General features: G+C 69.5%; 21 protein-coding genes and 1 pseudogene. 7 read left to right on the forward strand and 15 right to left on the reverse strand.

All coding sequences use genetic code 11. The features are described from left to right. The first annotated feature begins 45 nt into the window (after positions 1 to 45). A complete protein-coding gene (locus ACIHFD_RS39605) occupies positions 46 to 873 on the forward strand; it encodes a CDP-alcohol phosphatidyltransferase family protein (RefSeq protein WP_397371318.1) in 828 nt (275 codons plus the stop codon). 20 nt (positions 874 to 893) lie between these two features. Next, the gene (locus tag ACIHFD_RS39610) at positions 894 to 1,931 is read left to right on the forward strand and encodes a sulfotransferase (RefSeq protein ID WP_350731155.1); all 1,038 of its coding nucleotides are present in this window, start codon (positions 894 to 896) and stop codon (positions 1,929 to 1,931) included. Positions 1,932 to 1,951: 20 nt separating this feature from the next. Here ACIHFD_RS39610 and ACIHFD_RS39615 read toward each other — a convergent pair whose 3' ends face one another. The 8 genes from ACIHFD_RS39615 to ACIHFD_RS39650 form a co-directional block, all read right to left on the reverse strand. Then, entirely contained in the window at positions 1,952 to 3,016 is a 1,065-nt protein-coding gene (locus ACIHFD_RS39615; protein WP_397371319.1) for a glycosyltransferase, read from the reverse strand. Then, a complete protein-coding gene (locus tag ACIHFD_RS39620) occupies positions 3,013 to 5,643 on the reverse strand; it encodes a CDP-glycerol:glycerophosphate glycerophosphotransferase (RefSeq protein WP_397371320.1) in 2,631 nt (876 codons plus the stop codon). Before ACIHFD_RS39620 ends, ACIHFD_RS39615 begins: the two co-directional genes overlap by 4 nt. 109 nt (positions 5,644 to 5,752) lie before the next feature. Then, positions 5,753 to 6,448: an SRPBCC family protein gene (locus ACIHFD_RS39625; RefSeq protein ID WP_364243559.1), complete on the reverse strand. Its 696-nt coding sequence runs from the start codon at positions 6,446 to 6,448 to the stop codon at positions 5,753 to 5,755. A gap of 83 nt (positions 6,449 to 6,531) precedes the next feature. Continuing rightward, complete coding sequence (locus tag ACIHFD_RS39630) at positions 6,532 to 7,386, reverse strand: FAD binding domain-containing protein (protein ID WP_397371321.1); 855 nt, start codon at positions 7,384 to 7,386, stop codon at positions 6,532 to 6,534. Next, entirely contained in the window at positions 7,383 to 9,743 is a 2,361-nt protein-coding gene (locus tag ACIHFD_RS39635; protein ID WP_397371322.1) for a xanthine dehydrogenase family protein molybdopterin-binding subunit, read from the reverse strand. Before ACIHFD_RS39635 ends, ACIHFD_RS39630 begins: the two co-directional genes overlap by 4 nt. Further along, positions 9,740 to 10,222 carry a (2Fe-2S)-binding protein gene (locus tag ACIHFD_RS39640; RefSeq protein ID WP_397371323.1) on the reverse strand — a complete coding sequence of 161 codons (483 nt, stop codon included), beginning with the start codon at positions 10,220 to 10,222 and terminating at the stop codon, positions 9,740 to 9,742. The genes ACIHFD_RS39635 and ACIHFD_RS39640 overlap by 4 nt, the downstream gene beginning before the upstream one ends. Positions 10,223 to 10,293: 71 nt before the next feature. Then, positions 10,294 to 10,497 carry a hypothetical protein gene (locus ACIHFD_RS39645; RefSeq protein WP_350731169.1) on the reverse strand — a complete coding sequence of 68 codons (204 nt, stop codon included), beginning with the start codon at positions 10,495 to 10,497 and terminating at the stop codon, positions 10,294 to 10,296. After that, positions 10,487 to 12,079 (reverse strand): PspC domain-containing protein, encoded by a 1,593-nt coding sequence (locus ACIHFD_RS39650; RefSeq protein WP_397371324.1) that lies wholly within the window; start codon positions 12,077 to 12,079, stop codon positions 10,487 to 10,489. The genes ACIHFD_RS39645 and ACIHFD_RS39650 overlap by 11 nt, the downstream gene beginning before the upstream one ends. A gap of 113 nt (positions 12,080 to 12,192) precedes the next feature. Between ACIHFD_RS39650 and ACIHFD_RS39655 the strand changes: the two genes are divergently transcribed. The 3 genes from ACIHFD_RS39655 to ACIHFD_RS39665 all read left to right on the forward strand — a co-directional run bounded on the left by ACIHFD_RS39655 (position 12,193) and on the right by ACIHFD_RS39665 (position 15,526). Continuing rightward, positions 12,193 to 13,401, forward strand: coding sequence for a PspC domain-containing protein (locus tag ACIHFD_RS39655; protein WP_350731173.1), 1,209 nt, complete (start codon positions 12,193 to 12,195; stop codon positions 13,399 to 13,401). Beyond that, on the forward strand, positions 13,398 to 14,030 hold the full coding sequence (locus ACIHFD_RS39660) for a response regulator transcription factor (RefSeq protein ID WP_185070757.1): 633 nt from the start codon (positions 13,398 to 13,400) through the stop codon (positions 14,028 to 14,030). The genes ACIHFD_RS39655 and ACIHFD_RS39660 overlap by 4 nt, the downstream gene beginning before the upstream one ends. Positions 14,031 to 14,551: 521 nt before the next feature. Beyond that, on the forward strand, positions 14,552 to 15,526 hold the full coding sequence (locus ACIHFD_RS39665; RefSeq protein ID WP_397371325.1) for a L,D-transpeptidase: 975 nt from the start codon (positions 14,552 to 14,554) through the stop codon (positions 15,524 to 15,526). Between the two features lie 68 nt (positions 15,527 to 15,594). Here the strand turns inward: ACIHFD_RS39665 and pcrA are convergent, their stop codons facing one another. Then, positions 15,595 to 17,814: a DNA helicase PcrA gene (gene pcrA, locus ACIHFD_RS39670; RefSeq protein WP_397371330.1), complete on the reverse strand. Its 2,220-nt coding sequence runs from the start codon at positions 17,812 to 17,814 to the stop codon at positions 15,595 to 15,597. 125 nt (positions 17,815 to 17,939) lie between these two features. Here pcrA and ACIHFD_RS39675 point away from each other — a divergent pair, with 125 nt between their 5' ends. Next, the gene (locus ACIHFD_RS39675; protein WP_350731177.1) at positions 17,940 to 18,659 is read left to right on the forward strand and encodes a PIG-L deacetylase family protein; all 720 of its coding nucleotides are present in this window, start codon (positions 17,940 to 17,942) and stop codon (positions 18,657 to 18,659) included. A gap of 6 nt (positions 18,660 to 18,665) precedes the next feature. On the opposite strand, the gene ACIHFD_RS39680 is transcribed toward ACIHFD_RS39675, so the two are convergent. The 6 genes from ACIHFD_RS39680 to ACIHFD_RS39705 all read right to left on the reverse strand — a co-directional run bounded on the left by ACIHFD_RS39680 (position 18,666) and on the right by ACIHFD_RS39705 (position 22,716). Then, complete coding sequence (locus ACIHFD_RS39680; RefSeq protein WP_350731179.1) at positions 18,666 to 19,097, reverse strand: PIN domain nuclease; 432 nt, start codon at positions 19,095 to 19,097, stop codon at positions 18,666 to 18,668. Then, positions 19,091 to 19,291, reverse strand: coding sequence for a type II toxin-antitoxin system VapB family antitoxin (locus ACIHFD_RS39685; protein ID WP_364243537.1), 201 nt, complete (start codon positions 19,289 to 19,291; stop codon positions 19,091 to 19,093). Before ACIHFD_RS39685 ends, ACIHFD_RS39680 begins: the two co-directional genes overlap by 7 nt. A gap of 220 nt (positions 19,292 to 19,511) precedes the next feature. Continuing rightward, positions 19,512 to 20,195, reverse strand: a complete 684-nt coding sequence (locus tag ACIHFD_RS39690; protein WP_397371326.1) for a lysostaphin resistance A-like protein — start codon at positions 20,193 to 20,195, stop codon at positions 19,512 to 19,514. Between the two features lie 111 nt (positions 20,196 to 20,306). Next, the gene (locus ACIHFD_RS39695) at positions 20,307 to 20,564 is read right to left on the reverse strand and encodes a WhiB family transcriptional regulator (protein ID WP_192790004.1); all 258 of its coding nucleotides are present in this window, start codon (positions 20,562 to 20,564) and stop codon (positions 20,307 to 20,309) included. 101 nt (positions 20,565 to 20,665) lie between these two features. Continuing rightward, complete coding sequence (locus ACIHFD_RS39700) at positions 20,666 to 21,310, reverse strand: neutral zinc metallopeptidase (RefSeq protein WP_350731185.1); 645 nt, start codon at positions 21,308 to 21,310, stop codon at positions 20,666 to 20,668. Beyond that, positions 21,307 to 22,716 (reverse strand): glutamate--cysteine ligase, encoded by a 1,410-nt coding sequence (locus ACIHFD_RS39705; RefSeq protein ID WP_397371327.1) that lies wholly within the window; start codon positions 22,714 to 22,716, stop codon positions 21,307 to 21,309. Before ACIHFD_RS39705 ends, ACIHFD_RS39700 begins: the two co-directional genes overlap by 4 nt. Before the next feature lie 1,218 nt (positions 22,717 to 23,934). On the opposite strand from ACIHFD_RS39705, the pseudogene ACIHFD_RS39710 reads away from it, so the two are divergent. After that, positions 23,935 to 24,730: pseudogene (locus tag ACIHFD_RS39710) on the forward strand (IS200/IS605 family accessory protein TnpB-related protein); the annotation flags it as partial.

The raw sequence follows: 24,730 nt of genomic DNA on the forward strand, positions 1-24,730 counted from the left end.
CAGACAGTAATCGATCAGGCGCGTCGCGTGGTCATGCTGGAGTCCATGAGGACCTATTCGCTCGATGACGTCTTCGAGACACGCAAGCGGAGAGATTCCTGGTGGACCGTTTACTTCGTGGACCCGGTCGCCTGCCGGGTCGCCCTTCCCATCGCCAACCACACCCAGCTGACGCCCAACGGCCTCACCGTGCTCTCGCTGGTCCTCGGTGCGGTGTCGGCCACCTGTTTCGCCCTGAACCACCACGTAGCGGGCGCCGTGGTTTTCTATCTCAGCTTCATGATCGACTGCGTGGACGGCAAAATCGCCCGGCTGAAGGGCACGGGCACGCCGTTCGGCCTCTGGCTCGACTACGTGGGGGACCGGGTCAGGGTGGTCCTGTGTGCCGGGGGGCTGGCATACGGGCAGTACGCCCTCACCTCGGATGTGCGCTACGTCGTGCTCGGGGCGGCGGTGGCCGTACTGGACCTCTTCCGGTACGTCAACGCGCCGCAGATGAAGCGCGTCCGCGATGCCGTCAGGGAGGAGCGGGGGGAGCGCGAGCCGGAGCCCGAGTCCGAGGAGGACGTCGACTCTCTCGAGCGGGTGGCGCTCGTCCCGAGGCCACGCCGGCCGCGCAGCTTCCCCAAGCGGTTCAACAGGTTCCTGGCCCGGCACCGGGTCCGCTCGCACCTGATCAGCGGCATCGAGTTTCACGCCGCGGTGTTCGTGGTCGCGCCCCTTGCGGGGGCATGGGCGCTGATCCCGCTCGCCGCGGTGGCCGGGGCGCTGCTGCTGGTCAACGAGGTCTTCCTTGTCTACCGGTTGTGGCGCTTCACGCGCAGGCACGGCGTGCCCTCCTCTCAGGAGAGCCGAGAGCACGTTCTCGTCTAGTTTTCGGGGGTTACTACGAAATGTCCGACCGGCCAGTCTTCGTCATTGGATGTCCGCGGTCCGGCACCACGATGCTCCAGCTCATGCTCCACTCGCACCCCCGCATGGCGGTGCCGCCGGAGACGCGATTCCTCATTCCCGCCTACTACCGCCGCCGGACGTGGGGCGACCTGCGGATCGTCTCCCGCCGCCGCGCGCTGGCGCAGTGGATCGCGACCGACCGCAGCACGAAGTTCCGCGAGCTCAAGATCGACAAGGACGACTTCGTCAGGCAGGCCGTGGAGGGGCCCGGCTCGCTGGGATCGGTGATCGGGACGGCCTTCCGCATGTACGCCGACCGGTTCGACAAGGTCCGCTGGGGCGACAAGCGGCCCAGCTACGTCAAGCAGGTCGACCTGCTGCTCAGGCTCTTCCCGGATGCCCAGTTCATCCACCTCATCAGGGACGGCCGCGACTGCGTGGCCTCGCTGAAGGAGATGCCCTGGTACACGCTGGACTCCTTCCACGCGGTCGCCACCTGGGCCGAGGCCATCGACGCGGGCGGCCGGCTCAAGCGCACGCTGGGCGAGGACACGTACTACGAGCTGCGGTACGAGGACCTCACCGACGACCCGATGACCGAGCTGAAGAAGCTCTGCCACTTCCTCGACGAGGAGTTCTCGGCCTCGATGATCTCCCCGCGCGAGGCGGCCAGCGTGGCGGTGCCCCAGCACAAGGTCTGGCACAGCAACACGCACGGCGAGGTCATCCGCAGCCGCGTCGGGAGCTGGGCGAACCGGCTGGACGACTGGGAGATCGCGCTGTGCGAGCACATGCTCGGCGACCGCCTGGAGTCCATGGGGTACGAGCTGACCGGCGCGCCCAAGCCGGCCAAGGAGCACGTGACGGCCTGCCAGAAGACCATGCAGAAGCGCAAGGCCAGCCGCATGCGCAAGCAGATGCGCGACCGGTTCAACCGGCTGCGCGAGCCGAGCCCCGTGGGCGCGATGCTCACCGCGCGCCAGCGATCCCTGGCGGGCGTGCCGCAGCACCGTACGGAGCTGGCCGAGCCCGTCTGAAAAGCGCCGTCCGGTGCCGTCTAGCGCCGGATGTGGGCGAACAGCCGCTCCCAGCCGTCGAGCACGTGGTCGAGGCGGAACGCCTCGGCCCGTGCGCGGGCGTCGGCCCCCAGCCGCCGCCGCTCCTCCCAGGAGGCGACCAGCCCGCCCAGCGCGGTCGCGAACGCGTCCACGTCTCCCGGCGGCACCAGCAGGGACCCGGCGGAGCGCACGCCGCCCGACACGTCGAACGCCACCGACGGCACCCCGTGCGCGGCCGACTCCAGCAGCACGACGGGCAGCCCTTCGTGCCCGCTGGTCAGGCCCAGGACGGAGGAGTTCAGGTATTCGGCGGGCATCCGGTCGCTCGGCACCAGCCCCTTGAAGACCACGCGGTCGCCGACGCCCTCCCCGTGCGCGTGCTCGCGCAGCCGGTCCAGCTCGGTGCCGTCGCCGATCAGGTGCAGCTCCCACGGGGGCGGCGCGCCCGAGCGGGCGAACGCGCTGATCAGCCGGTCGAACCGCTTGACCCCTTCCAGCCGGCCCACGCCGAGGACGCGGGGCGCGTCGAGCGCGGAGAGCTCCTCCGGCCAGTGGGCCAGGGGGTTCGGCAGGGCCCAGGCGTTGGGCAGCAGCGCGTGCTCGGAGAACAGCCGGGCGTCGTCCTCGCTGAGGAAGACCGCCTGGTCGAGGCCGGGGTAGTGCCGTTTGATGGAGCCGAGGTGCCAGCAGCCGCGGGCGTGGTCGTACGAGCCGTGATACTGCCCGATCGGCCGGAATGCCGCGGGCAGCAGCCTCGACACCCGGGCCACCGCGGCCGGCGAGGTCATCACGGCGTAGCCGGGCCGGATCTTCCCGAGCAGCTCCTTCAGCCGATGGCCGGCTCTCTTGCGGGCCAGGAGGCCCTGCGACTGCGTCGGCCGCCGGCTGATCACGTGGTGGTGGTAGAGCGGGCGGTCCACGTACCGGAACGGCGCCGCCGCCCGGTGCAGTCCGATCACGTGCACCTCGTGGCCGCGCCCGGCCAGCCCCTGGGCGAGGGTGTGCGTCACCCGCTGGACGCCGCCGAGCGTGTCGGCGTCCACGCAGGCGAAGACGACGCTCATCGCGCACCTTCGAAGAAGTCGTCCACGATCCTGGCGGCCGCGTCGCCCCGCTCGTCGGCGCACCACAGGTCGCGGAAGGCCGCGTACCGGCCGGCGTAGGCGTTGTGCAGGTCGGGCAGCCGCCTGAGGGCGTCCACCAGCTCGGCGGTGGTCGACACGCACGGGCCCGGCGCGATGGCGGGCAGGTCGTGGTACACCCCGCGCTCGGCCAGCCGGTAGTCGTCCCAGTCGTCGATGTAGAACAGCATCGGCTTGCCGGTGAGCGCGTAGTCGCACATCACCGAGGAGTAGTCCGTCAGCAACGCGTCCGAGGCCAGCATCAGGTCGTTGATCTCGGGGTACGACCCGGCGGACCGGACGAAGTGCTTGAGGTGCTCGGGCGGGCTGTAGCGCTCGACCGGGTGCGTACGCAGGATCAGCACCCACTCGCGGGCCAGCTCGTCGGCCAGCAGCTCCAGATCCACCCGTACGGACTGGCCGCTGCCTTTGACGCTATCCCTGTACGTAGGCGCATAAAGCAGGATTTTTCGGCCGGGTGGGATCTCCAGCCGCTCCAGCACGTCATCGGCCGGCTCGGCCCGCACCAGCGCGTCGCACCGCGGCGTCCCGTACCGGTAGACCTTCCCCGCATAGCCGTTGGACGGCAGGAACACCCGCGAGAACTCGGCGCTCGGCGAGACCAGCGCGTCCCACCGCGCGACCGCGGCCCGCCACTGCGCCCGCGGCCCGTCGAAGTCGGTACGCAGGTCGGGCGCGTCGAACCCGATCGACTTGATCCCCTGCCCGTGCCAGGTCTGCAGGTAGCGGGTGCCGTGCGGCTTCGGGTAGTCCAGCGGGAACCCGTGGCTGTCCACCCAGATCCCGGCCCTGGCCATCGTCCAGACGTAGGCCCAGCTCCCGCGCCGGACGAGCCGCGCGTCGGCTGGGAAGTTCCGGCGCCCCTTGGCCACCGACCAGACCACGTCGATCGGCAGGTCGCGGCGGCGCAGCTCCTCGTAGATGGCCCGGGGGCTGCCGCTGTAGCCCTTGCCGACGTCGGACTCGAACAGGGCGAGGTTCTGCCGGGGCGGCACCACCTTGATGAGCAGCTTGTAGGCCCGCAGCTTGTTCGCCGGCGTGTTGAGCCGGCTCATCAGCGCCTGCTTGACCCGCCGCAGCACCGAGCGGGTGACGGAGTCGGGACGCACGCACAGGTACGCGGCGCACCCCTCGGCCTTCACCGTGCACCCCGGCAGCTCGACGGGCCGCAGGCGCGGGTCGGCGAGGATGCGGTCGGCCGTGGTGTGCCCGTCGGAGGTCCTGGTGAAGACGATGCGCGGCTCGCACCTGCCCGTGGGCTTGCAGACGACGTCGGTGACGTAGCCTCCACCGCCGGACGGCTGCGGCTTTATCGGGATTTTTAGGGATCCGAGCTCCAGGACCGCCGTCCAGTCCAGCGGCAGCGCCCCGAACGGGTCGTACGTGTGCACGGTCATCCGCACCCGCTCGCCGTCCGAGAGCATCTCCGTCAGCTCGTGGCGCAGCCTGGACTCGGAGAAGGGCAGCTCGGCCAGCCGCAACTTCGTGATGTCCATGCCGGGCGAGACCGTCGTCCCCCAGTACGTGCGCCCGTTCAGCCGCACCGCCGACCGCGGGGCGGCCCTCGGCCCGGTGAGCGAGGCCGCGGCCACCCGCAGGTCCTCGGTTCGGTCGTCGAGGATGAGCTGGCAGCAGACCCGGTCCAGCGGCTCCAGCTCCTCCAGCACCCAGCGGGGCATCTCCTCCATGTACGGCCGGACCACCGCGGCGAACTCCTTGACCCACACCGGCTCCCGCGCCGGCAGCGGGTTGAGGTAGACCCGCAGGTCCTGGCGCACGAACCGGCGCTGCCGCTGGGGCACCAGGTCCCCGGCCCCGTGGGCGCGCAGGACGTCGTCGCTCAGCCGGGCCGCGATGACCCGCTGCCGCACGTTCTCCAGGTCGTCGACGCTCAGCGAGATCGAGTCGTTCGTCGCCGCCCGGTGCCAGAGGTAGACCGTCCACGGCACGATCGCGAACCTGCGCGAGACCGCGTAGAGCCCGGTCGAGAAGACGTGGTCCTCGTAGTGGATGTCCTCGGGGAAGCGCAGCGCGTGGCCCCGCAGCCAGCCCACGTTGTAGAGCTTGTTCGTGCTGAAGCAGTCGAGGAACAGGTCGGGTTCCTGGCGGATCCCCTCCACCACCCTCCGCCTGGCGAACAGCTCGGGATAGTAGGGTCTCAGCCGCCCGTTCGACTCGAACAGCCGCGAGATCTGCCCCGACACGAAGTCGGCCCCGGTCCGCTCGATCTCGGTGAGCAGGCTCTTGCAGGCGTGCTTGGGCAGCTCGTCGTCGCTGTCGAGGAACATCACGTACGGCGCGGCCGCGGCGTCGAGCCCGTCGTTCCTGGGCGCGCCGCAGCCCCCGCTGTTGACCTGTCTGCGCAGGTAGAGCACCCGCGGATCGCCGTCCATGAGCCGGGCGGCCACCTCCGGCGTGCCGTCCGTGCTCGCGTCGTCCACGATGATCACTTCGAGGTCGCGCAGGGACTGCCCGAGCACGGAACGCACGGCCCTGGGCAGGCGGGCCGCGTCGTTGTAGGAGATCACGACCACGGTGCAGTCCGGCATCCCACGTCCCCCCGCTGGTTCGACCACCTGCGGAAATGGGACTTCCCCCAGCTCGGGCGAAGTGTCCGGACTTGATGGAGTATTTGCTGAAAATCAGCCCTTTAGGCGATCAGCGCCGCAGCCGGCGGATCACCCACACGATGACCAGCAGCGCCACGAGCGCGCCCGCGACGGGCGCCAGGCGCTTCAGCAGCGGCTGCCCGGCGATCTCCAGCAGGTCCAGCGCCTCCTCGTCGGCCGTGCGCGACGTGCGGGTCGTGCCCGCGGGCCGCGACTCCGGCTCGGGCGGCGTCGGCACCGCGGTCAGGTGCCGCTCCTCCTCCGGTCCCGGCGCGGCGGCGACCAGCTCCACCGTGGGCTCGGACAGCAGCTCGGCCAGGTTGGCCGCGAACTTCTCGATGAGCTTGCCGCCGACCTCGGCCATCACGCCGCGCCCGAACTGGGCGGGCCGGCCGGTCACGTTGAACGACGTCTCCACGGTCACCCGCGTGGCCTCGTCGACCGGCGCCAACCGCGCCTTGACCGTGGCCGAGGCCGTGCCGGAGCCCCGGGCCTCCTTGCCGGACGCCCGGATGGTGAGCGTGTAGGAGTCCTTGTCGACGTCCTCGAACCTGGCCGAGCCCTTGTAGGTCACCACGATCGGGCCGACCTTGACCTTCATCCTGCCGGTGAACTCGTCACCCTCGAAGATGTCCAGCGTCGCCCCCGGCAGGCACGGCGCGACCCGCTCGACGTCGAGCAGCACCGCCCACGCCTGCTCGATCGGAACTGGAACAGTGAATTCGTGCTCGAACCGCATCGCCATCGATCCGCTCCTTTTCCCGCTGGTTGCGACACTACGTCGGGGTGGGGGCGCCCCGGAAGAGGCGCCCCCTCGGACCTCGGTGGTCAGGGCGATCCGGCCGCCGTGCGTACCGCGCGGTGGGTCAGGACCCTGGCCAGATGCCGCCGGTAGTCCGGCTGTGCGTGCAGGTCGGACGGCGGCGAGGTGCCGGCCGCCGCCTCCGCGCACGCCTGGCGCACCTGGTCGCCCAGCTCCACGCCCTCCAGGGCGGACTCGGCGGCGTGGGCGCGCAGCGGCGTCGAACCCATGTTCGTCAGCCCGATCCTGGCCTCGGCGATCGACCCGTTGGAGCGCCTGACGGCGGCGGCCACGCCGACGATCGCCCACGCCTGGGCGGTCCGGTGGAACTTCTCGTAATGGAAGCCCCAGCCCGCGCCCAGTTTCGGGACCTTCACCCCGACCAGGATCTCGCCGGGATTCAGCGCCGACTCCCAGTAGTCGACGAAGAACTCGGCGGCCGGGATCTCCCGCTCACCCTCCTGCGACCAGGCCACGAACACGCCGTCCAGCGCCAGCACCACGGCAGGCAGGTCGCCCGCCGGGTCCGCGTGAGCCAGCGAGCCGCCGAACGTGCCGCGGTGCCTGATCGCCGGATCCGCCACCTGGGCGGTGGCCAGCGCGACCAGCGGGCAGTCGGCCCGGACGACGCCGGAGTGCAGGATCTCGTCGTGCGTGGTCATCGCGCCGATGAAGACGTGGTCGCCGCGGTCGTGCACGCCCTTCAGCTCGGGCAGCCGGCCGACGTCGACCAGCTTCGACGGGTACGCCATCCGCAGCCGCATCAGCGGCAGCAGCGACTGCCCGCCCGCCAGGACCTTGGCGTCCTCGTCGGAGGCGAGCTCCTGGCAGGCCTCCGCCAGCGAACCCGGCCGCACGTAGTCGAACTGCGCGGGGATCATCGCCGCACTCCTTCCATGGCACGCCATACGCGTTCGGGCGTGCACGGCATCTGCACGTCGTGGATGCCGTGCGGGCGCAGGGCGTCCACGATGGCGTTAACGACGGCCGGGGTCGAGGCGATCGTGCCCGCCTCGCCCACGCCCTTGACGCCCAGCGGGTTGCTGGTCGCCGGGGACTCGGTCCGGTCGAGCTGGAACGCCGGCAGGTCCGCCGCCGACGGCAGCAGGTAGTCGGCCATCGTCGTGGTCAGCAGGTTGCCCTCGGCGTCGTAGACGGCCTCCTCGAACAGCGCCTGCGCGATGCCCTGCGCGATGCCGCCGTGCACCTGGCCCTCGACGATCAGCGGGTTGACGACCTTGCCGACGTCGTCGACCGCCACGTACGAGCGGATCTTCACCATGCCCGTCTCGGTGTCCACCTCCACCGCGCACAGGTGGGTGCCGTGCGGGAAGGAGTAGTTCTCCGGGTCGAACGTGGCGTCGGAGTCGAGCCGCGCCTCCACGCCATCCGGCAGGTCGTGCGCCGTGAACGCGGCGTAGGCCAGCTCCTGGATCGTCTTCTGCGCGTCCGTGCCCCGCACCTTGAACGCCCCGCCCGCGTACTCCAGGTCCTCGGGCGAGCACTCGAGCACGTGCGCGGCGAGCTTGCGGGCCTTGTCCTTGACCTTCTCGCACGCCTTCAGCACGGCGATGCCGCCGACGACCAGCGAGCGCGAGCCGTAGGTGTCCATGCCCTTGTGCGCGATGGCCGTGTCGCCGTGCAGCACCGTGACGTCGTCGAACGGCACGCCGAGCGCGTCCGCCGCGATCTGGCTCCACGACGTCACGTGGCCCTGCCCGTGCGGCGAGGTGCCGGTGATGACCTCGACCTTGCCCGTGGGCAGCATCCGCACCGAGCCGTGCTCCCAGCCGCCGGCGCCGTAGTTCGCCTCGCCGAGCATCCTGGACGGGGCCAGGCCGCACATCTCCGTGTACGTGCTGACACCGATGCCGAGCTGCACCGGGTCGCCCCGGTCACGCCGGTCGGCCTGCTCCGCGCGCAGCTTGTCGTAGCCGAACAGGGCCAGCGCCTTGTCCGTGGCCGCCTCGTAGTTGCCCGAGTCGTACGTCAGGCCGGAAATGGTGGTGTACGGGAACTCGTCGTGTTTGATCCAGTTGCGCCTGCGCACCTCCACCGGGTCGATCTTCAGCTCGGCGGCCAGCTCGTCCATCATCCGCTCGATGCCGAAGGTCGCCTCGGGCCGCCCCGCGCCCCGGTAGGCGTCCGTGGGCATCTTGGTGGTGAACACGCCCGTGCAGCCGAACTCGTACGCGTCCATCTTGTAGATCGCGTTGAACATCGACGCGCCGAGCAGCGGGATGCCCGGCGTGACCAGCATCAGGTACGCGCCCATGTCGGCCAGCAGGTCGACCTGCAGCCCGCGGATGCGCCCGTCGGCCTCGGCGGCCAGCCGGATGTGCTGGATCTGGTCGCGGCCGTGGTGCACGGTCAGGTTGCCCTCGGAACGGGACTCGGTCCACTTGACCGGCCTGCCGAGCTTGCGGGCCAGCAGCAGGCAGAGCACCTCCTCCGCGGTGACCTGCAGCTTCGAGCCGAACCCGCCGCCCACGTCGGGGGCGATCACGCGGATCTTGTGCTCGGGGATGCCGGTCACGACGGCCAGCATGACCCGCAGGACATGGGGGATCTGCGTGGACGACCAGATCGTGAACGCGTCGCCGTCGGTGTCGGCCATGACCGCCCGCGGCTCCATCGCGCTCGGGATGAGCCGCTGCTGGATGTACGTCCGGTCGATGACGACGGGGGCGTCCCTGAACGCGGCCTCGAGGTCACCGGAGTTGATCTTGACGCTGAACGCCTTGTTGCCCGCCTCGTGCACCTTCGGGCTGCCGTCCGTCAGCGCCTCGTTCATGTCGAGGACCGCGGGCAACGGCTCGTACTCGACGTCGATGGCCTCGAGCGCGTCGGCGGCGCGGTAGCGGTCGGTCGCGATCACGCAGGCCACGGCCTCGCCGACGTACCTGACCTCGGACACCGCCATCGGCGGGTGGTCGGGGATGACGACGTCCTCGCTCACCGGCCACGCGCACGGCAGGCTGCCCTGCTCGGCGGCGAAGTCCTGGCCGCTGAAGGCCGCCACGACCCCGGGCAGCTCGCGCGCCCCCGACACGTCCACCCTGGTGATCCGGGCGTGCGCCATCGGGCTGCGCAGGAACATCACCTGCAGCATGCCCGGCCGGACGAGGTTGTCCGTCCACTGCGTGCGCCCCGTCAGGAGCCTGGCGTCCTCTTTGCGCTTCCTCGGCCTGCCGATTTCCTGGCCGATTTCCTGGCCGGCCTCCTGCTGGACGGTCATGGCGTGGTCACCGCCCGCCCCATCTCCTGCGCGCCCCGGCGGACGGCCTTGACGATGTTGCAGTAGCCGGTGCAGCGGCAGAGATTGCCTTCCAGGCCCTCCCTGATCGTCTCCTCCGACGGCTCGGGATCCTCCCTGAGCAGGTCTATCGCGGCCATGACCATGCCGGGCGTGCAGTAACCACACTGCAGCGCGTGTTCTTCGTGGAAGGCCCGCTGCATCGGGTGCATCGACCCGTTGACGCCCAGGCCCTCGATCGTCAGGACCTCGCAGCCGTCGGCCTGCACGGCGAGCACGGAACAGCTCTTCACACTCGTGCCGTCGAGCATGACCGTGCAGGCGCCGCAGTTGCTGGTGTCACACCCGATGGGGGTGCCGGTCTTGCCGAGCCGCTCTCGTAGCAGATGTACGAGCAGGAGCCGCGGCTCCACGTCCTCCTCGTACTTGATCCCGTCGACGGTGACGGTGATTCGGGGCATACGTCCTCCCTCAGGAGCAGGGGATTGGCGGACACACCCGAAACTACGCCGGTGTCTTTCCCGGTCAAGGGTTACTTACCGCGAACCACCCTGGCGATGATCGCCACCAGCCCCGCGAACGCCAATCCCAGCACCAATACCCCGATCAGGACCAGCGGATCCGTGATCGCGCGTGTCACTATGAGAATGCCCAGAACCACGAAGAGCACACCGCTGAGCAGCGCCATCCAGTCCGTACGATGCAGGCGCCGCGGCCTTTCGACGTCACGCGGCACGCCGCACCTCCATGTCCCCGAGCCCGCCCCGCAGGTTGAGGACGATGGTCGAGACCTTGCCGTCAGGCTTGACCTCGGGCTCGAGCACCTTGTCGTACCGCACGTCCACGCCGCCCCTGACCGAATGGTCGACCTTGACGTCTCCGACCTTGTTGGTGGCGTGCACCTCGATCCTGGCCGTCGGCGGCACGATCACCATCAGCTCGCCCATCGTCACCGCGGCGTTGAACGTCACCTCGGTGCCCGGCTCCAGCTTCAGCTCCGACAGGTCCAGCCGCCCGTCGCCGACCCCGACGTCGTACAGCATGGTCGACTGGGTCACGCTGGTCGGCGCCCAGTCCGACTCGCCGATGTTCCGCGGGATGCCTCCGAGCACGAAGCCCAGGGCCACGATGACCGTCACGAGCGTCCCCGCGGCCACCAGTCCGGCCCCGCGTCCCCACCAGGCGGCGATGAGCAGCCCGGCGCCGATCGTGATGAGCACGGCGCCGCCGACGATGGTCGGGCTCACTCCGGCGGCCGACCTGGCTTGGACCGCCACGACGATCCCTCCAATGATGATTGCCAGCAGGATGGTGATGGCGCCGATGAACGACCTCGGGCGCGGCTTCCGCTCCCTCTTGGGGACCGGACGGCCGTACAGGGCTGGGTCGTACGGCGAGTAGCCTGCTGCCCGCTTGGCCGGGTCGAGCGGCTGGTAGGGGCCCTTCGGCGCGAACGGCTCGCCGTACGGGGTGTAGTCGAGGCGGGTTCTGGGCTGCGACTGGTACGAGGGGACCCGGTGCTCGGCGGTGACCTTGGCATCCTCACCGGCGGGCACGTCCTTACCGGCGGGCGCGGGCGCGGGCGGGGCGGGCGGCGCGGCCTCGTGCACCCGGGTCGGCGGCTCCGGCTCCCGTTCCGTCTCCCGAACAGCTTCCTGCGCCGGCTCCGGGACGACCGCCTCCTGCACCGGCTCGGGGACAGAGGGCTCCTTGACCGGGGGTGGCCCCGCCGCGGGTGCGGGCGTGGGCGGGGGTGTGGGCTGTCTCACCGGCGACGGCTCCGGGGAGGACCATACCGGCGACGGCTCCGCGGGCGGCGTGGGCCTGACCGGCGGGGTTTCGGGAGCGGCGGTCGCGTGCCGCTGCCTCCTGCTCAGCCGTTCGGGCATCGAGCGGGCCAGCCCCAGCAGGTCCACCCCGCTGGAGTGGGCGGCGAGCAGCGAGACGGCGAGCAGGACGGCCACCACCAGGGTGCCGACGTCGAGCCACACCGTCGCCAGGTTGAGCGCCAGCCCGAACGCCAGCACCGCCGTCATCAACGCCATCACGGCTTCGGCGTCGAAGTCGCGGCGCGTCCACTGCTCGATGATCCCCGGCTTGCCGTTCGGCTCCTTCATCAGCAGGAACGCCGCGAGATAGAGGAACAGGCCGATGCCGGAGCCCAGCAGAAGCACGGCGAAGGCCACGCGGAACACCACGGGGTCGATGCCGGTGTGCCGCCCAAGACCGGAACAGACCCCCATGAGGAAGCGCCCCTCGCTGCTGCGTCGCAGCGACCGGGGTGGGGCGGCCGGTTCTTTGGGCGGAGCTTCTGTCATGTCACCATCGTGGACCTACGTGTGGTGTGCTCGCATCCGGGACACCCCTGACCCGACCCGGGGGTTGTTCCCTGATGCCCGAAGTGCCCCCGACATGTGACTATGGCGATGTTATGGCTGACCAGAAGACTCTCGCCGAGCCGACCGGCGACGCGCCTTATCGGCGCTTGATACGCCCCATGGAGGGCCGCCTGCTGGGCGGTGTCGCCCAGGGCCTCGCGACGCAGCTCTCGCTCGATCCCGTGGTGATCAGGCTGATGTTCGTGCTGCTCAGCGTGGTCGACGGGGTCGGCATGGTGGCGTACGCCGTGTTGTGGATGGTCACGCCGCGGCAACCGTACGAGGGGCAGCCGCCGCAGCGGGACTGGAGCCAGCTGGCCGCGTTCAGCGCGATCGGGGTGGCGCTGTTCGCGGCCAGCTGGCTCACGGGGGCGTCCAAGGGCGGGATCGGCATGCTTCCGTTCGCCGTGGGCGGGATCGGGGCGCTGATCCTCTGGCAGCAGGCCGACCCGGAGCGCCGTAAGAGCTGGGTGCAGGGCGCCACCACGAGCATCAGGAAGAACCGGGTTCGCACGCTGCTCGGCGTGGTGCTCGTGGTGATCGGTGCGGCGGGTTTCCTGTACGCGGAGGGCGAGCTGAACCAGGCCAAACCCGGCCTGCTGTTCACCGTCGTGGTGGTCGGCGGCCTGGCCGTCATCGCCGCGCCCTGGCTCGCCGGCCTGTGGAAAGAGCTGCAGCTGGAGCGGCGCGAGCGCATCAGGCAGGAGGAACGCGCCGAGGTGGCCGCCATGGTGCACGACTCGGTGCTGCACACGCTCACGCTCATCCAGCGGGTCGCCCACGATCCGCGCGAGGTCACCCGGCTGGCCCGCTCCCAGGAGCGCGACCTGCGCAACTGGCTCTACCAGCCCGCCCAGGACGCCGACGCCACCGTGGCGGCCGCCGTACGCCGGATCGCGGCGGAGGAGGAGGACGCCCACGGGGTGCCCATCGAGGTCGTCTGCGTGGGGGACATCGCCCTCGACCCGGCGGGTAAGCTGGCCGCCCAGCTCAAGGCGGCCCGGCAGGCGATGGTCAACGCGGCCAAATACTCTGAGAGTCCAGCTATTTCCGTCTATGCCGAAGTAGAGGGTGAAGAGGTCACGATTTTCGTGAAGGATCGTGGCAAGGGGTTCGACCTCGACGCGGTGCCACTCGACAGGATGGGCATTCGGGAGTCCATCATCGGGAGAATGGAACGCCACGGAGGCACGGCCCGGGTACGCACCTCCGTCGGTGAGGGCACGGAAGTGATGTTGACCATGAAGGTGGAGAAGGCATGACGCGCGTGTTGATCGTCGACGATCACCGGCTGTTCCGCTCCGGCGTACGCGCCGAACTGGGTGACTCGATCGAGGTGGTGGGCGAGGCCGAGGACGTGGAGACGGCCGTCAAGGCGATCGCCGAGCACCAGCCCGACGTGGTCCTGCTGGACGTGCACATGCCGGGCGGCGGGGGCCAGGAGGTGCTGCGCCGGGTCCTGGGCGCCGGCTCCCAGGTGCGTTTCCTCGCCCTGTCGGTCTCGGACGCCGCCGAGGACGTCATCGGCGTGATCCGGGGCGGGGCGCGGGGCTACGTGACCAAGAACATCAGCGGCAAGGAGCTGACGGACGCCATCCGCCGGGTGGCGGAGGGGGACGCGGTCTTCTCGCCGCGGCTGGCCGGGTTCGTCCTGGACGCCTTCGCCTCGTCGGAGGCGCCGTCCATCGATCCCGAGCTGGACTCCCTGACGCAGCGCGAGCGCGAGGTGCTGCGCTTGATCGCGCGGGGGTACGCGTACAAGGAGATCGCCAAGGAGCTCTTCATCTCCGTCAAGACCGTGGAAACCCACGTCTCGTCGGTCCTGCGCAAGCTCCAACTCTCCAACCGCCACGAACTCTCCCGCTGGGCCACCGCCCGCCGCCTCGTCTAACCCCCACACCTCCGCACCCCACCTGCCGCCCCGCCCAACCCCCAACTTCCTCCACCCCTCACCGGGACCACCCCTTCACGTCCTCCACACTCCTTCACGTCCTCCACACCCCTCACCCCGGCCCGCTTCACCGCGCACCGTGGCCCACCTGACCCCTCACCGCGGCCCGCCTTACCGCGCACCGTGGCCTGCCTCATGCGGCCACCCCCTCACCGCGGCCAACCCTCACCCGGCCGGTCCCTCCCGTCGCTCCCACACCTCGGCGCTCCCACGCCCGTCGCCGGCACATCACCGTCCCACCAGCCCAGCGCCGTTCCGCCCGTCCCGCGCCCTGCCGTGCTCCAACGCCCCCGTAATCCCGGCACCAGGCACCGCGTCGGGCGCGGGTTCCCCGTGGGGAGGGGGTTCATCCGTGCCGGTTTGGAACGTTACGGGATAGTTATCGTTGGTACGCCCACAAAACTCCCGCCTCAGTTGTCACACATAAAGGAGAAAAAGCACATATCCCAGGAGTAGCCCCCTTGAATCGCGTCCCCCGGATGCTGCCGGTCCTGGTCGCATTGGCCGCCATGACGGCCTGTGCGGCGGAGAACGTCCCCGTTCAGCAAACGCAGCAAGCCTCGGTGGTCCGGGCCGCCGGCGCGGCGAGCGTCACGGCCCCGGATGAGCCGGACAAACCGGCAAAGAAGGTCAAGCTCGATATAGCCGACATCACCCCGATGGGGGAGGCGACGGAGAAGGTAGGCGTCGGCTTCCCGATCATCGTCACGTTCGACCGCGACGTGAAGGACCGGGCGGCCGTGGAGGCGCTGCTGGAGGTGGAGGCGGAGAGGCCGGTCGACGGCGCCTGGCGCTGGGTGTCGGCGCGCAAGGTCATCTACCGGACGAAGACGTACTGGAAGCCTCACCAGAAGGTCCTCTTCACCGCCCGCCTGTCGCAGCTCCCCGGCAACACCGGTGCCAAGGACGTCTCCCGCCGCTTCGCCGTCGGCACGTCGCAGATCTCCGTGGTCAACACCCGTAACCACCAGATGAAGGTCTACCGCGACGGCAAGCTGACCAAGAAGATCCCGATCAGCGCAGGCAGGGGCGGGCTGATCAAGAACGGCGTGGACGTCTACCTCACCACCAGCGGTATTCACCTCACCATGGGCAAGAAGTCCGTGGAGACCATGACCTCCTCCTGGATGGGCGTGACGGATCCCAAGGATCCGCGCTACTACAAGGAGGAGATCCCGTGGGCGGTCCGCATCTCCGACAGCGGTGAGTACGTCCACCAGAGCGCCGGCTACTACCAGTTCCTCGGCCGCTCCAACCAGAGCCACGGCTGCGTGCGGGCCACCCCCGCCGGAGCAAAGTGGTTCTACGGCATCGCCCAGCGCGGCGACGTCGTCAAGATCACCGGTACGAAGCGCAAGCTGCAATGGAACAACGGCTGGAGCTACTGGCAGCTGAACTGGACCCAGTGGAAGAAGGGCAGTGCCCTGAAGGGCTGACCCCGTAAAGACATCAGGGCCGCCCTCCCAAGGCCAGGGAGGGCGGCCCTGCGGCCGTCAGGGGCCGGTCAGAGCTTGTCGATGGGCGCGTACGCCAGCAGCAGCGTCTTCTCCCCGCCGCTGCCGAAGTCGATCTTGACCTTGGTCTTCTCCGCCACCCCGTCCACGGACACCACGGTGCCCAGCCCGAACGCGTCATGCGTCACCCGGTCGCCGGGCGCCAGCGAAGGCACCTTCCGCCCGCCGGTCTTGGCGGGTGGGCGGGCGGCGGGCTCCTTGCGGGTGGCCGCGCTCCAGGCGGACTTCTCCGGATCCGTACGCCAGTCGATGAGCTGCCCCGGCACCTCGTTCACGAACCGCGAGGCCGGGTTGAACGCCGGCGCCCCCCAGGAGCTGCGCACGGCCGCCCGCGTGATGTAGAGCCGCTGCTGCGCCCTGGTGATCCCCACGTACGCCAGCCGCCGCTCCTCCTCCAGCTCCTTGGGCTCCCCGAGCGAGCGGATGTGCGGGAACACTCCGTCCTCCATGGCCGTCAGGAAGACGACGGGGAACTCCAGCCCCTTGGCCGTGTGCAGGGTCATCAGCGTGACGACCCCCTGCCCGCCGTCGGCCTCGGGGATCTGGTCGGCGTCGGCCACGAGCGACACCTGCTCCAGGAACTCCACCAGCGTCCCCTCCGGATTGGCCTCCTCGAACTCGGAGGCGACGGAGATGAGCTCGTTGAGGTTTTCCAGGCGCGACTCGTCCTGCGGGTCCTCCGACGCCTCCAGCTCGGCGCGGTAGCCGGTGGCCACCAGCACCTCCTCGGCCAGCGCCGACGGCGGCATGCCCTCGGCCTTGGCGATCAGCTCCTCGAGCATCGCGACGAACTCGCGTACGGCGTTGAGCGAGCGCGTGGCCATCCCGTACGCCTCGTCGGCCCTGCGCAGCGCGTCCCAGAACGGGATGCGCTCGCGCGACGACAGCGCCTCGACCGTCGCCTCGGCGCGGTCGCCGATGCCGCGCTTGGGCACGTTGAGGATGCGGCGCAGCGAGACCACGTCGGCCGGGTTGGCCAGCACGCGCAGGTACGCCAGCAGGTCCTTGACCTCCTTGCGCTCGTAGAAGCGCACGCCCCCGACCACCTTGTACGGCAGCCCGGTGCGGATGAAGATCTCCTCGAACACACGGGAGGCCGCGTTGGTCCGGTAGAAGACGGCCACCTCGCCCGGCTTGACGTCTTCCTCGTCGCTGAGCCGGTCGACCTCCTGGGCCACGAACATGGCCTCGTCGTGCTCGTTGTCGGCGACATATCCCACGATCTTGGGCCCGTCGCCCTGGTCGGACCAGAGGTTCTTGGGCTTGCGCGACTCGTTGCGCGCGATGACCGCGTTGGCGGCGGCCAGGATGTTCTGGGTGGAGCGGTAGTTCTGCTCCAGCAGGATGGTGCGCGCGTCCGGATAGTCGCGCTCGAACTCCAGGATGTTGCGGATCGTCGCGCCGCGGAAGGCGTAGATGGACTGGTCGGCGTCGCCCACTACGCACAGCTCGGACATGTCGGAGCCCGTCCGGACCAGCTCGCCGTCGGTCGTGCGCAGCTCGGGATGCCCGACCAGCTCCCTGATCAGGATGTACTGGGCGTGGTTGGTGTCCTGGTATTCGTCGACCAGCACGTGCCTGAACCGCATCCGGTAGTGCTCGGCCACGTCGGGGAAGAGCTGGAACAACGTCACCGTGTTCATGATGATGTCGTCGAAGTCCATCGCGCCGGCCTCGGTCAGCTTGAGCTGATAGGCCTTGTACGCCTCCGCCAGCGTCTTCTCCAGATGCGAGCCCGCCCTGTCAAGCGCGGTCTCGTAGTCGATCAGCTCGTTCTTGAAGTTGCTGACCTGGGCCGAGAAGGAGCGCGGCGGGTAACGCTTGGGATCGAGCTCCATCTCCCTGCAGACCATGGCCATGAGCCGCTGCGAGTCGGCCTGGTCGTAGATCGAGAAGCTCGACGGGAACCCCAGCCGCTTGGCCTCCCGCCGCAGGATGCGCATGCAGGCGCTGTGGAACGTCATCACCCACATCGCCCTGGACCGCGGGCCGACCAGCTTGTCGATGCGCTCCTTCATCTCGCGGGCGGCCTTGTTGGTGAAGGTGATCGCCAGGATCTCGCCCGGGTGCACCTCACGCTCGGCCAGCAGGTACGCGATGCGATGCGTGAGCACCCGCGTCTTCCCGGAGCCCGCCCCCGCCACGATGAGCAGCGGACTGCCATGATGGATCACGGCCTCGCGCTGCTGAGGGTTGAGGCCGTCGAGCAGAGGGTGGTCAACAGAGACTTGGGTCGGCACCTACCTAGGTTAAGACGCCCCACCGACAATCGGCGCCCGGAATGCCTTCGGCGGGGGGCCGGTTGTCTTTTCGTAGAACTTCAGAAAGGGGAGTCATGCTGCCGGAAGCCGAGATCAACCGGGTCCTCGTGGTGACCGCCCATCCGGACGACGTCGACTTCGGCGCGGCGGGGAGCGTGGCGCTGTTCGTCGACAAGGGCGTCGAGGTCACGTACCTGCTGGTCACGGATGGCGACGCGGGCGGTAACGAACGTACGTTGGACAACTCCGGCATGGCCGAGCTCCGCAGGACCGAACAGCGGGCCGCCGCCAAGGCGGTCGGCGTCACCGACGTGCGGTTCCTCGGCTACAAGGACGGGCTCGTGGTGCCCTCGATCGAGCTGAGGCGCGACATCTCCCGCGTGATCCGTCAGGTCAGGCCGGACCTGGTCATCACCCACCACCCCGATCGCAACTACCACAACGTCGCCCCCAGCCACCCCGACCACCGCGCGGTGGGCGGCTCCGCCCTGGACGCCGTCTACCCGGACGCCCGCAACCCCTACGCCTTCCCCGAACTGGTGCGGGAGGAGGGCCTGGAGGCGTGGACCGTACGTGAGGTCTGGCTGACGGGCGGCTCGACCCCCAACCACTGGGTGGACGTCACCGAGGCCATGGACCGCAAGCTCGCGGCCTTGCAGTCACATGTGAGCCAGGTCGCCCACGTGGAGGGCTTCGTCGACTTCGTCAAGACCCGCTTCGCCGCCTGGGCCGACCAGGCCGGCTTCGCCTCGGGCCACTACGCGGAGGCCTTCCAGGTCGTCCCCACGGGCTGACCCTCCCTAGGGCACCGACCCTGGGGACACGACCCAGAGCGAGGGCTGGCCGGTGACCTCGGAGATGACGTCGAAGTCCCGGTCGTAATGCAGGATCGTCGCCCCGTGCACCTCGGCACAGGCGGCGATCAGCAGGTCGCTCGGTCCGACGGCCCGGTGGTGCGATTTGCGCGCGAGGATCGCCTGGACGTCCAGCGCCCGGGCGGCCGCCTCCTTCTCATGGATCGACAGGAGGCGGAAGCCCTCGCGCAGGTAGTGGGCGTCGCGCTCGTAGCCCGCCGGGTCACGCGCGCTGAAGAGGACCTCGAGCTGCGTGACCTCGCAGATGGCCAGCATCTTGTCGAGCATGAGCGGCTCGAGTGCGCGGTGGACCGCCGGGTGCGGCATGCGCGCCAGTGCGCTCTTGTCGATGAGGTAGACCACGCCGGTGGCTACCACGCATGCTTCATGATCTCCGGATCCAGGAGATCGGAATAGTCCCGGGTGCGCCAGTATTCGAACGCTTCGCGACGCTTTGCCCTTTCGGCGATCTCCTCCAGGGCCGCGTTGACCGTCTCCTTCATGGTCGAAGTCCCCAACTCGTGCTGGGCGACCTCCAGCAGCTCCTTGTCGATGTCGATTACCGTACGCATGCAACACCACCTCCGTGCCTCCATCGTATATCAGAACTCATGATCTTGATATACGCATTTCCCGACCTCGGGAAGCGCGCGCTGGAGACGTTAAAGCATCGAAGTGGGACGTGCATGGAACGCTCCAATCCAAGGTGAAGGATCTTCCCCCTTCGGGTCAGGAATCCTCATCCTCGGCTGATCAAAGATCCACCGGAGTGCCGGAAATGCTCACGTTCCGTCACTTTCGCTTGGCGGCGAGGCGAGCGAAGAGATAGCCGAAGGAATTGGTGGCCAGGTGCAGCATGGCCGGGGTCAGGAGACCGCCGCGGCGCCGGAGCTCGCAGAACAGCACCCCGGCCGCCGCCGTGGACACCACGCTCCCCGCCACCACCCGTGCCGTGTCCAGGCGGGCCGGGGAGTCGGCCGACGTCAGGGCGCCGAGGGCGGGGTTGGCGTGGGCCATGTCGATGGCCGGGAGGATGTGCCAGAGGCCGAACAGGGACGACGAGATCGCCGTGGCGGCCACCGTGCCGTGATCCTTGCGCAGCATCGCGTACAGGGCGCCCCGGAAACCCACCTCCTCCAGCAGGACCGTGCCCAGCGGGACCTGGAGCAGGGCCTCTTCCAGGACGCGGGCGCGCGAGAGCGACAGGGCACGCTCGTCGTGGAAGAGCTGCCTGGTGCGGGGGTTGGCGATGCCGACGGCATAAACGGCCGCCACCGCCGCCGCCAGCGCGCCTCCCGCCACGGCGCCGCGCCGGCCGTGCTCGAACCCGAGCTCCTTCCACGACAGGCCGGACCTGCGGGCCGCCGCCACCAGGGCGGCGGTCGCGGCGGCCGAGGTCAGGGGGGCCAGGCGGGGGGCCACCTTGTTGTTCAGGAGGTTGGCTGCGGTGAGGATCGCGATCGAGCGGAGCAACACCCTTGCCAGGCTACGTCGCTCACCTCATCTTCGCCCACGCACTCCACCCACGCCGTCGGCTCCGTCCATGCTCACGCGGTCGGCTTCGCCCGTGCCGCCGGCCGATTGGCGTCAGGAGGCGGCTGGGCGGCGCCAGCCTGTGGGGAAGCGGCTGCGGCGGCGCTCCTCCGGGGTGAGGCCGCCCCAGATGCCCTCCGACTCGCCCGAACGTAACGCGTACGCGCGGCACTCCTCGATGACCTGGCAGCGCGCGCAGACCGCTTTGGCGCGGGCCTCCTGCAAGGGGGTGGGGGCAAGGGGGAAGAAGAGGTCAGGGTCGCTGGATCTGCACGCACCCCTTCGCAGCCAGCCGATCTCCTCCAATGGCATGGGTCAACGGTAGAGCGTGGGCATGATCAGATACATCATCCTCTGGGTTGACCCGCGTATACATCCTGGGGTCCGATCCGCGCCCCTCGTGTACGCCCCGGTCAGCATGCGTTCACGCCGTCCCGGTAGCCGGTCGCGAACGACGTCTGGCGCTGCTCGGCCGTCCCGTGAGCCGACGGGTTCAGCCAGTCGTCCGTCGGGTCGCCCGCCGCCTCCAGGCTCGTGAGCAGCTCGTCCTCGTCGCCCGGTTGCGTGTCGAGCACGCCCGAGCGCACGAGCGCCGAGAGGGTCCCGCCCGCATAACAGTCGGCCTGGAGCTCCATTTGTACGTTGAGCTGGAAGTTCGTCTGGAGCTGCGCCTGGATCGCGTGCCCGAACTCGTGGGGAATGATCACGTAGACCGACCCGTCGCCCATCTCGTTCCAGAGCGACTCCATCCAGGTCTGGTCAAAGGCGATGAAGTGGCCGATGGGGCAGTAGAAGGCGTTGTTCGGGACGGCGGGCTCGTTGCCGCAACTGGGTCCGGAGTTCCCGGAGTAGGGGACGAAGTCGGAGATAGGCCGATAAGTCCGCCCGCTCTGCTGGAACTGCTGCGTCCAGAACGCCTCCGTCAGCGTACGGGCTGTGCGCACATCGTCCTCGAACGAGTCGGCCCCCTGGGTGTCCATGGACGGCCGCCTGCCCAGACCGCAGGCGCCGACCAGGAGGACAAGGGCGAGGACCAGGATGCGCTTCACGGGCTTCACGCGTCCCAAGTGTGCACGGGTTCGTTGGTGTGCATCCGCTCGATGTACTCGACCGTCATGGACCGCAACGCCTCGTGCCGGTCCCCGGAGACTTCTTCGTGCGCGCGCACGCGTTCCACCTGCCAGCTCGCCCCCGTACGGCCGGTCAGGCAGCGCCCCTCGATGATGCCGAGCAGCCGGTCGGCCACGGGACCGTCCACGCCCCACCTGGCCAGCCCTTCGCGCGCCATGGGCAGCAGGCGCCGCAGGATCAGCTCGGCCGCCGGCACCTCACCCATGCCCGGCCAGTACAGCCGCGCGTCCAGCCCGTGCCGCGCCGCCGCGCCGAGGTTGTCCTCTGCCGCCTGGAACGACATCTGGCTCCAGATCGGCCGCTCGGCGTACGGCAGCACGCGCATCAACCCGTAGTAGAACGCCGCGTTCGCCGCGATGTCGGCCACGGTGGGCCCTGCGGGCAGCACGCGGTTCTCCACGCGCAGGTGCGGCACCCCGTCCACCACCGCGTACACCGGCCGGTTCCACCGGTAGATCGTGCCGTTGTGCAGGGTCAGCTCGTGCAGGTGGGGGATGCGGCCCTGTTCGAGCTCGGTACGGGGGTCCTCGTCCTCGCACAGGGGCAGCAGGGCCGGGTAATAGCTGACGTTCTCCTCGAACAGATCGAAGACGCTCGTGATCCACCGCTCCCCGAACCACACCCTCGGCCGCACCCCCTGCGTCTTCAGCTCGGCCGGCCGCGTGTCCGTGGCCTGCTCGAACAGGGTGATCCTGGTCTCGCGGTGCAACTCCTTGCCGAACAGGTACGGGGAGTTGGCCGCCACCGCCACCTGAGGCCCGGCGATGGCCTGGGCCGCGTTCCAGTGCGAGGCGAACGCGTCGGGGCTGACCTGCAGATGCAGTTGCACGCTCGTGCACGCGGCCTCAGGGGCGACGCTGTCCGCGTGGGTGTCCAGGCGCTCGACGCCCTCGATGCCCAGGTGCAGGTCCTCGCCTCGGGCCGCGAAGATCTGCTCGTTGAGCAGGCGGTAGCGGGGGTTCGCGGAGAGCGTGCCCTCGCCGATGTCCTGCTCGCGCAGCGTGGGCAGGATGCCGATCAGTACGAGGTGACCGTCCTGGGAGCGGGCGCGTTCCTCGGCGTGGTTGAGCCGTGTCCTGACGTCGTCCTCCAGGCGGAGCGCGCCGTCGCCGCCCAGCTCCTGCGGCTCGATGTTGATCTCGATGTTGAACTGTCCCAGCTCCGTGGCCCAGTCCGGCTGCTCGATCGCGGCCAGCACCTGGGCGTTGCGCATGGCCGCCTCGCCGTACGCGTCCACGATGTTGAGCTCGATCTCCAGGCCGGCGAGGGGGCGCTCGATCTCAAAGCGGGACTCGCGCAACATCTGGGCGAAGACGTCGAGGCATCGATACACCTTTTCCCGATATTTCCGTCGGTCGTCCCGGCTGAAGACAACGCTTGGCACGTCTCTGCCCATATCAGGAAATGTCGCACGCCAACACCAGACCCAACAAGCCCAGACGATGTGGTCGAGGTGCGGTGGCGAGTTCGGCTGTGACGCCGGGGCGTGTCTGCGCTGATGGCGGTGGGGCTCCTGCGGCGCGGTGGCGAGGTCGGTTATAGGAGCGGTCCGGGGTTTGGGGCGTAGTTCTGGCGTGGCTGTGAGGGGCGGGGTCGCGCCGAGCGTGGTTCGGGGTACGGCGTGATGGGGGAGGAGCAGAGGCGCAAGTGAGCCGGACCCAGCCGGACAAGCTGATCAAGGGGTGCAGAGCTGTTCGTGTTTGAGCGTGCATGACATGGGTCTGGTCACGTCATCGCCGGAGTGCGGATTCGACGGCATGTGTGCACGCAGGGGTAGTCCTCGCTCGGCGTATCGCTGTCGCACCGGGTCCGCTCTGCTCGGGTTCCGGCTTGGTCAGTGGGGCTGCGTTGTGCATCTGCCGAGGCTAATCGCGCACATGTTCTACCCGGCAGCGCAAACGCTTGGTATCTTTGTGATCACGCAACGTGAAAACCCGGGAGAGTGAGTGCCAGTCATGTCGGCGTGCCCGTTCGACCGCGATCCGCAGGCACCGACCGTGTGGTGCCCTCGTCGGTCGGCTATGGACCACGACGGCATCACGGCGGAGGTCGGCGAGCATGGCTGAGCTGCGCCCGATCGCCCCCGCCTTCGTCGTGTCCGGCCCATCCGGTGTGGCCGTCCGCGACCGGCTCAAGCGCCTCACGCCTGAGGACGACAGAGTGTTGCGGCTGGTCGGCGCGCATCTGGGCACGCTGGCCTCCGCCGATCTGAAAACCAGGTGCGCCGACGGGCTGGGGCACTCCTCTGACACCTGGGCGGCGCGCAAGCGCGAGTTGACCGTGCAGTCGTCGGCGCGCTGGGCCGGGGCCATCACCAAAACCTCACACGGTCAGTGGGCGCTGGCCCGCCGCTGCCAGACCGACCACATTCGCGACCTCTCCGCCGCCATAGTCACGATCACCCGTCGGCTGTCCCAGCCCGTCGGGAAGAAGGGCACCCGCAAGGAGCCGGGCGGCTACCGCTCGACGCAGGAGTGGTTCGCCAAGTCCCGCCGCCTGCACCTCCTGCAAGACCGGCTCGCCCGCCAGCGAGCCGACCGCCAAGCCGCGGGTGCGTGTGGTGCGAGGCGGCAACCAGCTCGCCCGCGCCCGGCACAACCTCGCCCAGGCACAGCTCGCCGAACCGGAGCGGCGGCAGCGGTGGGAGGCCGAGCGCTGGTTCCTGGCCGCCGACGGCGAGTCCGGCAAACGCTTCGGTAACGAGACCATCCGCATCACCCCCGACGGCCAGGTGTCAATCAAGATGCCCGCGCCGCTGGCGCAGCACGCGAACGCGCCGCACGGCCGCTACGTGCTCGCCGCCCGGGTGCGTTTCGCCCATCGCGGCACCGAGTGGGCGGATCGGATCGAGGCCAACCGGGCGGTGGCCTACCGCATCCACCTGGACGCGGCGCGCGGACGCTGGTACATCACCGCCTCCTGGCAGCGACCTGCTTTCCCAGCCATCCCCATGGCTGCCGCGCTCGCCCACGGGGTGATCGGCGTGGACACCAACGCCGACCACCTGGCCGCCTGGCGCCTGGACGCCCACGGCAACCCCATCGGCAACCCCCGCCGCTTCGCCTACGACCTGTCCGGGTCGGCAGACCATCGTGACGCCCAGGTCCGCCACGCCCTGACTCAGCTGCTGCACTGGGCACGCACCTGCGGCGTGAACGCCATCGCCATCGAAGACCTCGACTTCCGCACGGAGAAAACCCGGGAGAAACACGGCCGCCGCAAACGCTTCCGCAAGCTCATCTCCGACATGCTCACGAGCAAGCTCCGGGCCCGGCTCACCTCGATGGCTGACCAGACGGGTATCGCGATCATCGCCGCCGACCCGGCCTACACCTCCCGATGGGGCG

The sequence above is a fragment of the Nonomuraea sp. NPDC051941 genome, assembly GCF_044593615.1.

Excerpts from the sequence above, each read along its gene's own strand:
- ACIHFD_RS39605 (WP_397371318.1), top strand. The coding sequence starts at position 46 with ATGAGGACCTATTCGCTCGATGACGTCTTCGAGACACGCAAGCGGAGA.
- ACIHFD_RS39610 (WP_350731155.1), top strand. The coding sequence starts at position 894 with ATGTCCGACCGGCCAGTCTTCGTCATTGGATGTCCGCGGTCCGGCACC.
- ACIHFD_RS39615 (WP_397371319.1), bottom strand. The coding sequence starts at position 3,016 with ATGAGCGTCGTCTTCGCCTGCGTGGACGCCGACACGCTCGGCGGCGTC.
- ACIHFD_RS39620 (WP_397371320.1), bottom strand. The coding sequence starts at position 5,643 with ATGCCGGACTGCACCGTGGTCGTGATCTCCTACAACGACGCGGCCCGC.
- ACIHFD_RS39625 (WP_364243559.1), bottom strand. The coding sequence starts at position 6,448 with ATGGCGATGCGGTTCGAGCACGAATTCACTGTTCCAGTTCCGATCGAG.
- ACIHFD_RS39630 (WP_397371321.1), bottom strand. The coding sequence starts at position 7,386 with ATGATCCCCGCGCAGTTCGACTACGTGCGGCCGGGTTCGCTGGCGGAG.
- ACIHFD_RS39635 (WP_397371322.1), bottom strand. The coding sequence starts at position 9,743 with ATGACCGTCCAGCAGGAGGCCGGCCAGGAAATCGGCCAGGAAATCGGC.
- ACIHFD_RS39640 (WP_397371323.1), bottom strand. The coding sequence starts at position 10,222 with ATGCCCCGAATCACCGTCACCGTCGACGGGATCAAGTACGAGGAGGAC.
- ACIHFD_RS39650 (WP_397371324.1), bottom strand. The coding sequence starts at position 12,079 with ATGACAGAAGCTCCGCCCAAAGAACCGGCCGCCCCACCCCGGTCGCTG.
- ACIHFD_RS39655 (WP_350731173.1), top strand. The coding sequence starts at position 12,193 with ATGGCTGACCAGAAGACTCTCGCCGAGCCGACCGGCGACGCGCCTTAT.
- ACIHFD_RS39660 (WP_185070757.1), top strand. The coding sequence starts at position 13,398 with ATGACGCGCGTGTTGATCGTCGACGATCACCGGCTGTTCCGCTCCGGC.
- ACIHFD_RS39675 (WP_350731177.1), top strand. The coding sequence starts at position 17,940 with ATGCTGCCGGAAGCCGAGATCAACCGGGTCCTCGTGGTGACCGCCCAT.
- ACIHFD_RS39685 (WP_364243537.1), bottom strand. The coding sequence starts at position 19,291 with ATGCGTACGGTAATCGACATCGACAAGGAGCTGCTGGAGGTCGCCCAG.
- ACIHFD_RS39695 (WP_192790004.1), bottom strand. The coding sequence starts at position 20,564 with ATGCCATTGGAGGAGATCGGCTGGCTGCGAAGGGGTGCGTGCAGATCC.